The sequence below is a fragment of the Paenibacillus macquariensis genome, assembly GCF_900156375.1.
GTDB lineage: Bacteria > Bacillota > Bacilli > Paenibacillales > Paenibacillaceae > Paenibacillus_AQ > Paenibacillus_AQ macquariensis.
Genome location: NZ_FTNK01000020.1, coordinates 17,798 through 32,784, shown reverse-complemented (window position 1 = coordinate 32,784; position 14,987 = coordinate 17,798). Strand labels below are relative to the sequence as shown.

Here is a 14,987-nt window from a genome sequence, read left to right as displayed (position 1 = left end):
GATCGTGTCTACATATTTGAGAATCTTTTCTTAAAATATAAGAAAGTATAAGTTTCACTTGATACTCTATTCCTTATATTTCCGCCGAAACGGGTGCCGTCTTTGAAAAAGGACTGCATTGCCGTTTCTACTTAATTCCTACCGTTTTTCAGAACTTTACAATGCGATTCTGACCTGCCCCGATCCGATGAACCGATATACTTGATTGCACAAAATCTACTGTCATAATGTCAAATGCAGTCTCGGTTATCGTGCGATTCTTACGTTTGGGAGATTCGGGGAATTCTCGGTTCGTGCATGCGTTCAGGGTGGATATCATCGGAATTCCATCTCTATATAAGACTTGGTCGTGATGAACGTGCCCAAACAGGCATCCGATGATCGTCCCCGGACCCTGTCCGGAGAAATCCGCTTTCACTTGGTATGTAAAATCACCTTCACCGCCCTCGGAAGCAAAGCTCTCGCCAAGCCGGAAAGATTTAATAATTCCCCATAGCGCATGATCATTGCGTATGGCATGATCGGCTCCGATTACCTCATCTTGCGTAATGGGAACGTGCGAGGCTATTAGAACGCTCCAGCCTGAATCGCCCCCGAATGTTAGCGCTTCATGCGCTAACCAATTTAGTTGTCTAGATGATACAACATAATGCCATTGTCCCAAATAATTCAGTTCTCCATTGGCCTTGTGGGTATAAGGATGATCCATGCAATCTAACACGATCACCCTCGTCTTTCGGCTAGGAAAGTCTACATAATAATACAGACTATATGGATTAGCCGAATCGAAATGAGCTGATTCCCAGATTGAACTGAGCGTAATCTCATGCGACTCATGCGGGTACACGACATGCTCTGCACTTTTGCCTCTGCGCTTCTCATAGTCGAAGATGGAGTTGTCATCGTGATTACCTTTAACCGTTAACAAGGGTATATTTGGGGCTGAAAGCGTCTTAATGATTTCCTTTTGCGCGGCGACTACCTTGGATTTCGGCCCGTTGATGCTAATATCTCCACCACATAGAATAAAGTCCAGCCGCATAAGATCGGTTATTTCCTGTATCATTTGTGTGGTACGAAGCATGTTTCCACCTTGCCGATGATGGAGATCGGTGATAAAAACAAAGCTTAGCGTAGATTCGCTCTGGACGGCCGAGATTTCTTTGACTGATGCCTTCACGATATCTGTGTACATCCTTTCGATGCTAGCCATTACGTTCTTTCACATCCTTCTTTATTCAAATATTTGACCAATGCTTTCTGAGCGGAGGAACCCATGGGGAATATGAGAATGAGCGACTGATATATTGCTGGTCCCCTCATCTTCATATTCCCAAAAATCCAATCAACACGATTCCGATAAAAATAATGCTTGCCGACACGATCCTTACAAGTTCCTTCTTCTCGTGCAAGAGATAGATTCCCGCTAGTGTGCCGATAACCGTTCCGATTTCTCGAAGTGGAGCGATATAAGTCAAAGGTGAAAGATTTAGTGCTAGCAGGAACAAGAAGTAAGATCCAGGCGAAAGGATGGAACCGACACCTATCAGTACTGCATTCTTCTTCAGAACCCCGGACCAGTTGACTTTCTTAAACTTAATGTGCGGCATCAGGCCTAACATGAATCCAATATTCGAAGCTTCCAGGAGAGCGATCGGAGAGAAATGCTGTAAATTAATTTTGTCTACCAATACGTAACTCATTGTACAAAACCCAACGCCGACCGTGTATAAAATGACCTTGAACGGAATTGTTTGTCTTTGCTTCATGAAAATGAGACCGCTGGTCATGACAAAACCGGTCACAATGCACATTAATCCGATCCAACCCCAGACAGACAAAGTCTCATTCAAAAACAGTACGCTGACCAGTGGGAGAAGAAACGTACTGATCCCCCTCATCATTGGGTAGACCTGAGAGAGGTCTCCGTGAGTCAAAGATTTGACGAGAAAATGAGCATATCCCCCTTGAATGATCATGGATAATACGAGAAGAATATAACCTTGCGCAGACATGTTTGGGTTCGCTAGTTCCTTTAGAAACGGAGGAAGAAGTAACACGGTAGAAGGAATAAAGATGATGCACAGAAACAATTGTTTGTTCTCACTGCGCTTGGTAAGCAGATTCCAGAGTGCATGAGAAATTCCCGAGACGAGTACAAGTAAGACTGAAATAATGTGCATACTACACCCTCCTTTTAAAACACACACAAACAAACAATAACACAATAAAACACAATTTGTTTTCATCCTATCATCCCTATTTTTCTTTGTCAACAGAAAAAAGTAGCTTTCCAAAGTGCTTTGATTTACCCTATTTTTGTTTGGATGAAAACAAAAAAACATCAGGGATATTCCCTGATGGAAGAATGCTTATGTAAACAAAATGTTAGTAAATAACTTCTACGCCCTGGTCTTCATAAGAACGAACGATTTCCGGATCGATCTTCTTATCTGTAACAATCCGATCGATATCTTGAAATCCACATACGTGGGACAGGGAGACCGCATCGAATTTGCTGCTATCCGCCAATACGACAACATGATTAGAACGTGCCAGTATTTTCTTCTTCAATTGAATTTCACCCATACCATAATCCGTTAAACCCTCGCTCAATGAGATTCCACTAATACTCATGAAGAATATATCCGCACGAAACCGTGAGATGAAATCCTCAGCGATGTCTCCGACAACGCATTGTTCGGAATTCCGAATTACACCTCCTACGAAAATGATCGTAAAACCAGACTTTTGCATCAACAAGGAGGCTATTGGAAATGAGTTCGTTATAATCGTAAGTTTCTCGAAGTTCTTCATAAGCACCTTTGCAAACTCCGTATTAGTGGTACTTACATCGAGGAATAGCGATTGACCTTCGGATACGAATTGAGAAGCTGTATGCGCAAGCTCTATCTTCTCATTGACTCCCTTCAACTCTCTTACTGTAAAAGAAAGCTCCTTCCGATAGTCCGAAGCCGGAAGGGTTGCTCCTCCATGCACACGCTTTAAGAAGCCTTCCTTCTCCAAATACTCCAAATCTCTGCGAACCGTCTCAAAGGAAACTCCAAACTTCGCAATGAAATCCGTCACTTTGACAGTCTTACTTTCATGTAGCATATGTAAAATTGAGTTGTGTCGTTCATGAACTAACATGCTCCCGATCCTACCTTTCTAGACATTTTAAAATTAAGCGTAACAGATCGTAGGATATGATGCAATGAAACACAACAATACACAATAATACACACGTTATCCATTTTCTATTTTCGTAAAAAAAGACTCTCTGATATGTGAACATGCATGGATCTGGTGTGGTGTCTACGGTGATTGTGGGGTTTAGGTGGAGAGCATTTAAGAATCGTTCGAAATAGGAGATGTTGAACGATTCTTTTTTTTAAATATGATTGGCTACAACGCTCATTTTCAATGATAGAACTGAGCATTAAAAATAACCCCTTCAAACATACTTGAAGGGGTTATTTGCGTTTGTTCAACGCATGGAAATCTTATACAGTTAGTGTTATGACAATGAAATCTTTATGGAAGCTTATTGCCTGCTGCTCTGTAAATCTCATACCATTCTTCTCTTGTAAGAGTAATGGTTGAGGCCTTACAAATAGCTTTCAATCGATCGGCATTCGTTGTCCCAACGATTGCTTGAATTTTCGCTGGGTGTCTTAGAATCCAAGCGATAGCAATGGCTGAATTGGATACACCTTTAGCTTCAGCGATTTGATCAATTGTGTTATTGAGTTCTGGGAATTTATCATTATTTAAGAATACACCTTCAAAGAATCCGTACTGGAAAGGAGACCATGCTTGGATCGTGATATCTTTCAGGCGGCAATAGTCCAATATGCTTCCGTCTCTATCGATGGAATGGTCGATCTGCATATTAACGTTGAGCCCTGAATCTATCATTCCGGTATTGGTAATGCTTAGCTGTAGTTGATTGATGATAAGTTTATGAAGTAAGTACTTGTTAAGTAATTCGATTTGCATTGGTTTCTGATTGCTCACTCCGAAATGTCTGACCTTTCCACTGTTATGTAATATCGTGAAAGCTTCATCGACTTCTTCGGGCTCTACAAGGGTATCAGGACGATGTAGTAGTAACACGTCAATATAATCCGTCTGTAAACGCTTTAGACTAAGATCAACAGAATTCAAAATATGTTCCTTGGAAAAGTCAAAGGATCCAGGACGAATGCCGCATTTGGTCTGTATGATTATTTGATCACGTTTACTAGGGCTCATCTCAAACGCTTGCGCAAAAATTTCCTCTGATTTCCCAGCACCATAAATATCAGCATGATCAAAGAAGTTTATGCCTTCTTCGATAGCGGTATTGATTAGTTTAGCGGCATCCGGTGTGGATAGTTCCGCGATCCTCATACATCCAAGGGTAATCTCTGAAGCACTTAACCCACTTTTTCCAACGTTTATATTGTTCATAACAACACCACTTTCAATAAATTATGATGGAACTTAAATAATTAGGAGTAGTCCCTCTATTATTATAACGCTTTCGTTGAAAAAAAGAGAGTATTACCCATAAAAAATGCACCCCCTAGATATGGCATTGGATGAACCAAGAGGGTTGTCCAACGAATTTACTAAGGGGTGCATTATGGAATATTACAATTGAACGGTATCCTGCGGCCACAAATCCCAAGGATATTGGGAAGGTGGTGTGGATACCAACGTAACTTCTTCTTTCGTGACAGGATGAGGGAAACCTACAAATACAGACCAAAGGGAAATTTGCTGTCCCACCTTGTTCACTTCACGACCGTACTTCTGGTCACCATATAAGGGGTAACCAGCATGACTGAACTGCACGCGAATTTGATGCGATCGACCCGTAAGTAGTTCGATTTGAACTAAACTTAAATTGTTCGAAGTTCCGATAACCTTATAATCGAGAATGGCTTCTTTCGAACCTTCTCTTCCTTTTGGAACAACGGATACGATATTCGTCTTAGGATCTTTCAATAGCATATCGGTTAATCTTCCTTGAGGTGAGGCAAGAGTCCCATGAACTACCGCTAAATAGACTTTGCGGAAGCTTCGGCTTCGAACCGAGTCCGATAACCGAGAAGCCGCTTTAGAGGTCTTAGCGAAGATCATAGCGCCTCCAACAGGTCGATCTAATCTATGAACAAGCCCAACATATACGTTGCCGGGTTTATTATAACGATCTTTAATATCCTGCTTGAGAATATTTACGAGGTCGGGATCTCCCGATGAATCTTCTTGTGTGGGAACGTTCACTGGTTTGACGATCCCAAGAAGATGATTATCCTCGTAGAGGATAGGAATATTAGAACTAGATGTATCCCCTTGATTCATAGACTTAAGCCTCCCAGCGACCTAGAATACCACAAGGAAGTGTCAATCCAGAAGCGGCAATCGGTAAGCCGATTTCACCAGAAGATATCTTTCCACCATATTTCTGAGATACAGTCATAGTCAGCATATTACTCAGTACTGTTGGTGAAATACCTGTCGTATATGAATTAATGAGCATGAAGAGCGGGTTGTCCGACATAATCTCCATGCAGCTCTCAAGAAACGGATACAAACTTGTTTCTAGCTTCCACATCTCGCCACCGGGTCCACGACCATAAGAGGGAGGATCCATAATGATAGCGTCGTATTTATTACCACGACGTTGTTCACGTTGAACAAATTTAAATACATCATCTGTGATGAATCGTACTGGACGGTCTTGAAGACCGGAAAGTTGAAGATTTTCTTTGGCCCACTGTACCATTCCTTTAGCCGCATCAACATGTACAACATCTGCTCCAGCATAAGCCGAAGCAACGGTAGCACCGCCAGTGTAAGCAAATAGGTTCAATACTTTGATAGGACGGCCAGCACCTGAAATTTTATCCATCATCCAGCGCCAATTGACAGCTTGCTCAGGAAATAGTCCAGTATGTTTGAAATTGGTAGGTTTTATATGGAACTTCAACTTATCGTAAGAAACGGTCCAGCGCTCAGGGATGGGTTTCTTCATATCCCATTGACCACCACCCGCAGAACTACGTGTGTAATGGCCATGAACCTTCTTCCATTGCTCTGTTTCGTTCTTTAAAGGCCAAATAATCTGTGGATCGGGTCTACGTAAGAGGACATCGCCCCATTGTTCAAGCTTGTCTCCATCACCGGTATCCAATAATTTGTAATCTTTCCAATCATGTGCTACATACATCATTAATCCATCCTTCATTTCAGTCTAAAAGTCATTTAGCTTATATTGTACAACATTTGTCCCTCACAATGCATCTTATAGCGTCATATTAACTATGAAATTGTCTCCTAACCTGTAAATTGATAATAATCTTGCTTCTCTTGCGTCACGAAACCACAAGATTTATAAAGTTTCTGAGCCTTGGGTTTATGAACAGCCACTTGATACTCTGAACTTAAAAAGATTCATCAAAGATTGGGCAGATGTCGCGTTCTCACCAAGGGTTAGGAGAATATGCTGAGGTATTATTATGCTTAGAAGGTGGTCTGACACATGGGGATCAAGAACGGGTCACAGTATATACAACAAATCGATCATTCTAAGCCTGAAGTCTGGTTAAGCGGTCAGAGAGTCTTGGGTAGGATATCGAATCACAAGGCATTTCGTGGGTTAATGCTCACACAAGCTGCTTTGTATGATATGCAGAGTGAGTTGGAATATAAGGACAGAATGACCTATATCTCGCCTACAACAGGTAATCCAGTGGGGTTGTCATATCTACAGCCTACAACAAAGGATGACTTGGTTAGACGTCGAGTGATGATGTCATTATGGGGCGAGCGGCATCATGGTATGATGGGACGTTCGCCAGATTATATGAACACAGCGCTAATGGCATTTCAAACAGCAGCAGAATTATTAACAGAGGCTTCTCCAGAGTTCGCAAATAATTTACGGAATTATTATGAGTATTGCCGCGAGAATGACGTGACTTTATCTCATGTCTTTGTTCAGCCGCAGTCCAGTCGGGTGGTCAAGATGATGGATGATGGGTCATTTGACACACAAGCAGCGAAGATTGTGGATAAGAATCAAGATGGAATTGTGATTAATGGTGCATTTTTATTGGCTACACAAGGGGTAACTTCCGACGAGGTATGGGTTCATCCACCGGTTACAACTTATCTTCAGGAAACGAATAACCCGAATACATTTGTATTTGCTGTGCCTAATAATTTGCCAGGTATGAAGTGGATCGCTCGAGAAAGTATGGTAGGGGGAGATTCAAGCTTTGATTATCCGCTAAGTTCACGGTTCGAAGAAATGGATACACTGATTGTATTCGATCATGTTCTTGTTCCGTGGAATCGTGTGTTTGTAGCAGGGAATGACCGTCTATCACAGCAGTTATTCAGTGAGAGTGCATTTCATACGCATTCAGCTCACCAGGTCATATGTAGATATGTTACGAAATCAGAGTTTCTGCTTGGTGTTGTTCTTAATATGGTGGAGACCCTCGATATCGGTAATCATCCACATATTATAGAAAAAGTATCTGAAATTATTGTTAATGTAGAGACGTTGAAATCGCTATTAATTGCTTCAGAGGTCAATGCATCGCTTGATCGTTGGGGAAGTATGCTCCCAGATCGTAATTCATTATGGACAGCGAATGTCTTATTTCCCAAAATATATCCGCGGATACTGGAGATCATTCAACTGATCGGATCAAGTGGATTGATCATGATTCCATCAGAATCTGATTTCAACACAGAAATCGAACCGTATTTAAGTACTTATTTAACAGGGAATAACACAGATGCCAAGAATAAGGTTCAATTATTTCGACTTGCATGGGAACTTAGCTCAAGTGGGTTCGGAGGTCGGCAGTCACTGTATGAGCGATTCTTCTTCGGAGATTCCAATACAGTAAATAGGCGATTATTCCATGGTTATTCTCATAAAGATAAATACATGAATCGAGTGAATGATTTCTTGAAATGACATCAATGGCAAGCCAAGGGATGAATTATCCCTTTGGCTTGCCATTGTATGTTGTGGGGCAGTAATCACGGTATGGTGACAAGGGACATTTGGTCAGGATAAACCCGGTGCCTAGATCTCTCAACGCTACAGCATAACCATTATTAAACGATGAGGATGCAGCTTGGTGAGTTAGCTCGTCAGTAGTTTGCCTTGGCGATCGATATACCCAAATTTGCCTGAAGGATCAGACGTCGTCTCTACCCCTACTAAAGCAAAACCTTCTTTGAATGGGAAGGCTCTATTATATTTCTGATAACCTATGACTAATGTTCCTTTTTATATTGATAAACCCAACGTGTCCACTAGCGTTATACATAGTGGCTAAACCTTCAGAGAAACCATCAGCGTTATCATACTTAAAGGGAATAGCGATCTTGCCCTGCTTATCAATAAATCCCCATTTACCTTTGGTATTCTAGTAAACAAGGGCACCATTCGATTGTTCAGCGTATAATAAACCAACATGGAATGCCCCATCACTTTGAGGTCGAACATGACTATAGTTCAAAAGTGTTGTGGAGACTTCGATTTGTGTCGTGTCTGAGGAGGCAAAACTTGTACCCGAAAGGGAAAGCGTAGTACATAACATCAATAAAACGAATCTCAATTTTCTAATCATTTTGACAGCTCCTAGTAGGGAAAGGTTGTAAATATGTTACAACTATTAACGTATTTTTCTGTAAAAAGATACATTTGTCGTAGGATTATGCTCTCAGTTCACTTGAAACTTTTTCCTATTGTGGTTCGTATAAATTACCAATATTTATGTTCCGCCACATTGATTTCAGTGGTAAGCTGAATAAGACTACATCATTATGGGAGGTATACGATTGAATACTGAGATTAATCCGAATGTGAAAAAGAATGTGAAATGGATGTCGGGTCTAGTTGTTATTGTCTTAATTGTATTATTATTGGTGTTAAATGGCTTTTCCACGGTTCAATATGGCCATATAGGACTCTACAAGACGTTTGGTAAATTAAATAATAATACGCTCGATCCTGGAATCCACTTGAGGCTTCCTTTCGTCCAGTCTATTATTCAAGTGAATACGCAAGTGACCAAAGCTGAGACAGACACAACTGCTTCATCGAAGGATCTTCAGCCCGTATCGACACATGTTGCAGTCAATTACTCGGTCAATAAGGAAGCTGTATACCATTTAATGAACAATATTGGAAGCTCATTCGACGTAATTATCATCAACCCGGCGATTCAGGAGATTGTAAAAGAAGTAACAGCGAAGTATCCAGCTGAAGATTTAATTGCGAAGCGGGATGTTGTAGCAGGAGAGATTAGTGAGAATTTGACGAAAAGATTAGCTAAATACGACCTAATCGTAAATGACATCAATATTGTGAATTTCAAATTCTCAGATGCATTTAATCAATCCATTGAAGCGAAACAAGTTGCACAACAACAAGCACTTAAAGCCGAAAATGACCTTAAACGTATCCAGATTGAAGGTAAGCAAAAGATCGTTCAAGCACAGGCAGAAGCAGAATCATTGAAGCTTAAGAAACTTGAAGTCACACCGGAGCTCGTACAACTTAAACAAATTGAAGTCCAAGAAAAAGCCGTAGAGAAATGGAATGGACAGTTGCCTAATGTAACAGGTGGGGCAACACCGTTTATCGATGTAGATTCCTTTAATCAACAGTCGACTATACAGTCGGTTCAACCTTAATTAATGACATAATCTATCTTAGCTTCGCATAATTATGTTATGGGGAACGTCCGGGTGTATTGAGAGGGAAATCGTCCGAAAGAGCCATCCTGTTTAAGATGGAGGCGGACGAAGATGACCGTAGAACAACTCATTCAACTGCTCGTGCTGATGATTATGATTATGGAACTCGTGATCGGAAAAGGGAAATCATAATTTTAGGTGAGTGTATATTCTTCGAGTGGTAAAGTTGTATGGGAACAGACCAAAGAGCGCCCGTTGAGGCGCTCTTTGGTCTGTTCAGAACTAGATAATTGTGTTGTAGTATCATCTATACTTTGATCCTAGCTCTGATACTATTAATGTTAGTGTCACTATTTCTTTCTTAACTTACCTTGTGGCACAATCATCGGAGTACCATAGATCGGATCTGAAATCACTTGGCATTTCAATCGAAATACGGACTCAATGGTTTCTGGATGAATAACATCTGAAGGACGTCCTTGTGTATATACAGCCCCGTCTTGAATGGCCACGATGTGGTCCGCATATCGACAGGCTAGATTAATATCATGAAGTACCATGACGATCGTACGACCGTCTCGTTCATTTAGCTCATGTAATAAATCTAACACATCAATCTGATGAGTTAAATCGAGATAGGTGGTTGGTTCATCTAACAATATAATGTCGGTCTGTTGGGCCAGTGTCATCGCAATCCATGCTCGCTGCCGTTGACCTCCAGATAATGAATCGACAGAACGCTCCGTTAAAGCCTCCATACCTGTCGCATGAATTGCAGCGTGTACAGCTTGTTCATCTTCCTTAGACCATTGCTGAAGCCAAGATTGATAAGGATATCGACCTTGCTTCACTAGTTGCAGGACGGTCAATCCTTCCGGAGTGACGGGACCTTGTGGCAGGAGGGAAAGCTGCTTCGCTAACGTTTTGGATGGCATACTGGAGATATTCGATCCATCCAAATGTATTTCGCCTTGCACGGGTTTTAGTAGACGAGCTAATGATCGTAACAACGTCGATTTACCACACCCGTTGCTGCCGATAAACACTGTGATTTTTCCTTCAGGTATTTCTAAATTCAAATGATCAAAGATGAAGACTCCACCGTAGGACACAGCCAAATCTTTGGCTTCAAGTATGCTCATTAAAGTCATTCCTCCTAGAATTATGCATTTCGGTTACGGTACAGCAAATATAAGAAGAACGGTACACCGATGGCTGCCGTGAATACACCTGCAGGTATATCGAGCGGTGCGAAGAGCGTTCGGGCAATGAGGTCAGAGATGAGTAATATAAGTGCTCCCAATAATGCACTCACAGGTAGCAGTCCACCAAATGATGAGCCAACAAGCTTACGAGCGATATGAGGCGCCATCAAACCAATGAATGTAATCGCTCCTCCTATAGCCACAGCTGCCCCTGCTAATGCAACGCTAAGAAGTAGCAATATAAGTCGATGAAGTTGTACGTTTGCGCCTGCACTTGCGGCTACATCATCTCCAAGCGCCTGAACGTTGACATGTCGAGATTGAATCCATGTAAGAGGGAGTAATATGAGAACCCAAGGTAGTAGGGTGGAAACATCCTTTTCCCAAGACGATCCATAGATGCTACCCGTCATAAATATCATCGATTTGTTTGCTAATATGAAGGATCCTGAAATGATAAACATATACGAAATGGACTTGAAGGCAGCTGACAGACCTGTCCCAATTAATATCATCCGTAAGGGGGAGGCTCCGTTCTTCCATGAAAGTAGATATAGAAGAGCTGTTACAATAAATGCCCCACCGATAGCTGCTAGGGGAGCCCATTGGATCGAGACTTTCTCAGATAAAAAGAAAATGAAAAGGACAGTTCCAAGCGATGCTCCTTCTGTAATACCCGTTACATCGGGTGATGCAAGCGGGTTGCGAATGATACCTTGGAGCACAGCACCTGCAACGGCTAATGAGGCACCAACAAGCACTGCGATAAGGATGCGAGGAAGTCGGAGCTTCATGATGATGACTTCGTTCATGCTACTTCCCTTACCAGCAATCGATTGAATCACTTCAAATGGCGATACGTACTTACTACCAACTCCCGTACTAATGACAACTAAAGTAGCGCAAAGAACAAGCAAAGCAGCTATAATCCACAAGGTTCTTTTCTCAATTAGAAAAGATAACTTGGTCTTGTTCCATCGTAATGGTGTGTATTTGCTCATTGCACTCGTTTTCCTTTCCTAGCGATATAGACGAAAAATGGCACGCCAAGAATCGCAGTCATGACGCCTACAGGTATTTCTTTGGGCATGGCTATGTATCGGGCACCAATATCTGCGGTCACAAGTAAAATACCGCCAAGTACAGCAGAGTATGGAATGACCCAGCGATAATCGTTACCGACGAGATATCGGACAATATGCGGGATAATAATGCCTACAAATGCGATGGGTCCAGCCACAGCAACAGATCCTCCAGCGAGTAGAATAACGGCAACGGAAGCCAGACTTTTTATTAGAGCGGTCCGTTGACCCAGAGTTTGAGCTACATCATCTCCCATCAACAATACGTTGAGATGACGTGAGAGTGAAATGGCTATTATGAATCCGATGAACAAATATGGTAACACATTAATGAGCATATTCATGTCTCTTCCGGCTACTGAACCAACTAACCACACGAGGACTTGATCGAACATTTTACCATTTGTGAGCATATATCCTTGCGTCATGGAGTGGAAAAAGGCAGCGATTGAGGCACCAGCCAACGTGATTTTGATAGGTGTCATACCGTCTCTTCCAATACTTCCAAGATAAAATACGATAGATCCACTGATTGCAGCGCCTAAGAGAGCGAATAAGGTGAGTGATTGCATACCGCTAATGCCAAGCCATCCAGAAGCGATAACGACCATGAATGCAGCACCGGAATTGATCCCGAATAAACTTGGCGAAGCGATTGGATTACGTGTAATAACTTGCATTAATGCGCCAGCGACAGCCAGACTTGCTCCAGCAGCTACTGCTATCAGTGCGCGTGGTACTCGCACCGTTTGAATGATTAGATGTTCTTGTGATGAATAATCATAATGAACGAAGGATTCCCATATGGAGGATAACGGAATATCTGTAACGCCGTAAATAACGCTACATATTACAGCAACCCCAAGTATGAACAATGAACAAGCGAGCCCAAGTAATCTCATATATGCCTACTTTCTGCTTCATTTTGCGAGTGTCTACTTTAGAATTTTAGTAGATTGATTAACATGTGTCAATGCAAATGATAATCATTTTCATTGACAACAGACTAAATATTAATTTATATTGTTCATTGAGAATAATTTTCAATACATAGGGGGAAGACAACGTGTTAAAAAAGGCAAACAAGAGTAAGGCAAAAACATGGTGGGCATTAAGTGCGCTAATACTTGTTATGATCGTAACGGGCTGTGGCTCAAACAATAATGCAGCAAATACTTCGAATAAAACGAGTGAAGGTGCTGCAGCAACGGATCAATCTTCAAATGAGGTTCGTACTGTGAAGCATGCGATGGGTGAAACAGATATAAAAGGTACACCGCAACGCGTGGTCGTTCTTACGAATGAAGGAACTGAAGCAGTGCTGGCACTTGGAATTAAACCGGTCGGGGCCGTTAAGTCGTGGACAGGAAGTCCATGGTATGAGCATATTAAAGCCGATATGGAAGGTGTTCAAGAGCTAGGCGAAGAAGGACAACCTAACCTAGAGCTAATTGCAGGACTTGAGCCAGATCTAATTATTGCTAACAAAATGCGTCATGAGGAAATTTATGAACAATTGAAGGCGATCGCGCCAACTATTGAATCGGAAACGTTACGTGGTGATTGGAAACTTAACTTCAAGCTATATGCTGAAGCATTGGGCAAATCAGAAGAAGCAGACAAGCAGCTTGCTGCATTCGATACTCGAATTGAAGATTTCAAAACCAAAGCTGGCGATAAACTGAAAGATACTGTATCTGTTGTTCGATTCATGGGTGGTAAGACGCGTGTATATCATGGTGACACCTTCTCAGGTATTATTTTCGACCAAATTGGCATTACTCGTAATGATATGACGTTAAAAAGTAAAGAAACATTTGTAGATGAAATTACGAAAGAACGTTTACCAGAAGTCGATGCTCACCGCTTATTCTACTTCACTTACGACACCGGTGACGGTAAAGGGAATGATACGGAAAAAGAGTGGATCAATGATCCATTGTGGAAAGGTTTAAGTGCGGTTAAAGAAGGACGCGTATATCGTGTAGATGATGCAATTTGGAATACGGCAGGCGGTATCAAAGCTGCTAACTTACTCTTGGATGAGCTTTACACCATTTATGATGTAAAATAAATAACTGAATTGGAACAGCCGACCCATTTATTGGGTCGGCTGTTTTTGCATTATTAAGAGTGCTGGCATAACCTATTTGATTGACCATATATTTTATGATGCACCCCATTAGTGATTATTAATACATCATTGGGATTGCGTATGAATTTTTAAAAAGTAGTATGTCCCCTAATGAAGATAAAGGAGGTACTTGGATGAAAGATCGTTACATGCTTATGTGGGTCAGAATCATTGGGTTAATAACGTTGTTGTGCTGTATTACTCCTGCAATACCTGTATTAGCTCATGAACATGGAGGTGATGTTGCCGCGAACATGAAAGGGCCATCCTTATTAACGATCAATACGAGTGTCATATCTCTATGTATCGTCGTTATCTTAATCATACTTCTTATGGTTCGTGTACATAAGCAGGGATCAACGACTTCGCAAATGTCAGGTATGATGGTAACGATGACCTTAAGTATGACTTCAAGTCTGGTGGTTGGAACAATCGCAGGTCTATGGTTAGAGAAATTATTCTTATCGGCCGTCATTGGCGTTGTGTTCGGTATCGTCGTTGGTTGTATAGCGGGATTACCCTTAAGTCTTCTTGCATCTATGGACGGGATGCTCTCAGGTATCATGGGGGGGATGATGGGAGCCATGTTTGGTGTGATGGTCACGATGGATTATCCTACACTTTCGATTGTGTTCGTTGATATTATCTTCGTAGCTTCTATGTTTCTTGTGTATAAGGTGTTGGAAACGTAAAGAGATTATATCTACAATAAAATTATACTTAAAAGGTATACTAGCCTTCCCGATCTGAGGAGGCTAGTTATGAAATGTGCTCAGCTATTGGAGGATATCTTTGCCGAAAGTTCTGAGGAAGGAGTGTTGTGATGTGATTAGGTTTGGCTGTCGTTGT

At 41.6% G+C, this 14,987-nt stretch carries 16 protein-coding genes; 4 read left to right on the top strand and 12 right to left on the bottom strand.

The features are described 5' to 3' along the window. Positions 1–148 precede the first annotated feature (148 nt). The 6 genes from BW961_RS24680 to BW961_RS24655 form a co-directional block, all read right to left on the bottom strand. Entirely contained in the window at positions 149–1,213 is a 1,065-nt protein-coding gene (locus BW961_RS24680; protein WP_068590503.1) for a metallophosphoesterase family protein, read from the bottom strand. 112 nt (positions 1,214–1,325) lie between these two features. Further along, a complete protein-coding gene (locus BW961_RS24675; RefSeq protein ID WP_068590505.1) occupies positions 1,326–2,183 on the bottom strand; it encodes a DMT family transporter in 858 nt (285 codons plus the stop codon). A 205-nt stretch (positions 2,184–2,388) separates the two neighbouring features. After that, the gene (locus BW961_RS24670; protein WP_068590507.1) at positions 2,389–3,153 is read right to left on the bottom strand and encodes a DeoR/GlpR family DNA-binding transcription regulator; all 765 of its coding nucleotides are present in this window, start codon (positions 3,151–3,153) and stop codon (positions 2,389–2,391) included. A gap of 384 nt (positions 3,154–3,537) precedes the next feature. Further along, a complete protein-coding gene (locus tag BW961_RS24665) occupies positions 3,538–4,455 on the bottom strand; it encodes an aldo/keto reductase (protein ID WP_068590510.1) in 918 nt (305 codons plus the stop codon). A gap of 183 nt (positions 4,456–4,638) precedes the next feature. Then, positions 4,639–5,352 (bottom strand): RluA family pseudouridine synthase, encoded by a 714-nt coding sequence (locus BW961_RS24660; RefSeq protein WP_068590513.1) that lies wholly within the window; start codon positions 5,350–5,352, stop codon positions 4,639–4,641. A gap of 4 nt (positions 5,353–5,356) precedes the next feature. Further along, positions 5,357–6,220, bottom strand: coding sequence for a class I SAM-dependent methyltransferase (locus BW961_RS24655; RefSeq protein WP_068590516.1), 864 nt, complete (start codon positions 6,218–6,220; stop codon positions 5,357–5,359). A 312-nt stretch (positions 6,221–6,532) separates the two neighbouring features. Here BW961_RS24655 and hpaB point away from each other — a divergent pair, with 312 nt between their 5' ends. After that, positions 6,533–7,984, top strand: a complete 1,452-nt coding sequence (gene hpaB, locus BW961_RS24650) for a 4-hydroxyphenylacetate 3-monooxygenase, oxygenase component (RefSeq protein ID WP_068590518.1) — start codon at positions 6,533–6,535, stop codon at positions 7,982–7,984. Positions 7,985–8,155: 171 nt separating this feature from the next. Here hpaB and BW961_RS31355 read toward each other — a convergent pair whose 3' ends face one another. The 3 genes from BW961_RS31355 to BW961_RS31345 are packed head-to-tail and all read right to left on the bottom strand — an operon-like array spanning position 8,156 to position 8,645. Further along, entirely contained in the window at positions 8,156–8,287 is a 132-nt protein-coding gene (locus BW961_RS31355; protein WP_244556054.1) for a WG repeat-containing protein, read from the bottom strand. Beyond that, positions 8,268–8,417 carry a WG repeat-containing protein gene (locus BW961_RS31350; RefSeq protein ID WP_280175223.1) on the bottom strand — a complete coding sequence of 50 codons (150 nt, stop codon included), beginning with the start codon at positions 8,415–8,417 and terminating at the stop codon, positions 8,268–8,270. Before BW961_RS31350 ends, BW961_RS31355 begins: the two co-directional genes overlap by 20 nt. 24 nt (positions 8,418–8,441) lie before the next feature. Continuing rightward, positions 8,442–8,645, bottom strand: a complete 204-nt coding sequence (locus BW961_RS31345) for a hypothetical protein (protein WP_068590520.1) — start codon at positions 8,643–8,645, stop codon at positions 8,442–8,444. Between the two features lie 211 nt (positions 8,646–8,856). On the opposite strand from BW961_RS31345, the gene BW961_RS24635 reads away from it, so the two are divergent. Continuing rightward, positions 8,857–9,714 carry a prohibitin family protein gene (locus tag BW961_RS24635; RefSeq protein ID WP_068590522.1) on the top strand — a complete coding sequence of 286 codons (858 nt, stop codon included), beginning with the start codon at positions 8,857–8,859 and terminating at the stop codon, positions 9,712–9,714. 353 nt (positions 9,715–10,067) lie between these two features. On the opposite strand, the gene BW961_RS24630 is transcribed toward BW961_RS24635, so the two are convergent. The 3 genes from BW961_RS24630 to BW961_RS24620 are packed head-to-tail and all read right to left on the bottom strand — an operon-like array spanning position 10,068 to position 12,906. Then, positions 10,068–10,859, bottom strand: coding sequence for an ABC transporter ATP-binding protein (locus tag BW961_RS24630; protein ID WP_068590524.1), 792 nt, complete (start codon positions 10,857–10,859; stop codon positions 10,068–10,070). 20 nt (positions 10,860–10,879) lie between these two features. Next, positions 10,880–11,923, bottom strand: coding sequence for a FecCD family ABC transporter permease (locus tag BW961_RS24625; RefSeq protein ID WP_068590526.1), 1,044 nt, complete (start codon positions 11,921–11,923; stop codon positions 10,880–10,882). Further along, complete coding sequence (locus BW961_RS24620) at positions 11,920–12,906, bottom strand: FecCD family ABC transporter permease (protein ID WP_068590529.1); 987 nt, start codon at positions 12,904–12,906, stop codon at positions 11,920–11,922. Before BW961_RS24620 ends, BW961_RS24625 begins: the two co-directional genes overlap by 4 nt. Before the next feature lie 230 nt (positions 12,907–13,136). On the opposite strand from BW961_RS24620, the gene BW961_RS24615 reads away from it, so the two are divergent. Continuing rightward, a complete protein-coding gene (locus BW961_RS24615; RefSeq protein WP_082867652.1) occupies positions 13,137–14,078 on the top strand; it encodes an ABC transporter substrate-binding protein in 942 nt (313 codons plus the stop codon). Between the two features lie 194 nt (positions 14,079–14,272). Continuing rightward, on the top strand, positions 14,273–14,830 hold the full coding sequence (locus tag BW961_RS24610) for a hypothetical protein (RefSeq protein WP_068590533.1): 558 nt from the start codon (positions 14,273–14,275) through the stop codon (positions 14,828–14,830). Positions 14,831–14,987 lie beyond the last annotated feature (157 nt).

Bases quoted from the DNA above. Each gene is read 5' to 3' on its own strand.
- BW961_RS24665 (WP_068590510.1), bottom strand. From the start codon at position 4,455: ATGAACAATATAAACGTTGGAAAAAGTGGGTTAAGTGCTTCAGAGATT.
- BW961_RS24615 (WP_082867652.1), top strand. From the start codon at position 13,137: ATGATCGTAACGGGCTGTGGCTCAAACAATAATGCAGCAAATACTTCG.
- BW961_RS24625 (WP_068590526.1), bottom strand. From the start codon at position 11,923: ATGAGCAAATACACACCATTACGATGGAACAAGACCAAGTTATCTTTT.
- BW961_RS24630 (WP_068590524.1), bottom strand. From the start codon at position 10,859: ATGAGCATACTTGAAGCCAAAGATTTGGCTGTGTCCTACGGTGGAGTC.
- hpaB (WP_068590518.1), top strand. From the start codon at position 6,533: ATGGGGATCAAGAACGGGTCACAGTATATACAACAAATCGATCATTCT.
- BW961_RS31345 (WP_068590520.1), bottom strand. From the start codon at position 8,645: ATGATTAGAAAATTGAGATTCGTTTTATTGATGTTATGTACTACGCTT.
- BW961_RS24660 (WP_068590513.1), bottom strand. From the start codon at position 5,352: ATGAATCAAGGGGATACATCTAGTTCTAATATTCCTATCCTCTACGAG.
- BW961_RS24620 (WP_068590529.1), bottom strand. From the start codon at position 12,906: ATGAGATTACTTGGGCTCGCTTGTTCATTGTTCATACTTGGGGTTGCT.
- BW961_RS24680 (WP_068590503.1), bottom strand. From the start codon at position 1,213: ATGGCTAGCATCGAAAGGATGTACACAGATATCGTGAAGGCATCAGTC.
- BW961_RS24655 (WP_068590516.1), bottom strand. From the start codon at position 6,220: ATGTATGTAGCACATGATTGGAAAGATTACAAATTATTGGATACCGGT.
- BW961_RS24675 (WP_068590505.1), bottom strand. From the start codon at position 2,183: ATGCACATTATTTCAGTCTTACTTGTACTCGTCTCGGGAATTTCTCAT.
- BW961_RS24670 (WP_068590507.1), bottom strand. From the start codon at position 3,153: ATGTTAGTTCATGAACGACACAACTCAATTTTACATATGCTACATGAA.
- BW961_RS24610 (WP_068590533.1), top strand. From the start codon at position 14,273: ATGAAAGATCGTTACATGCTTATGTGGGTCAGAATCATTGGGTTAATA.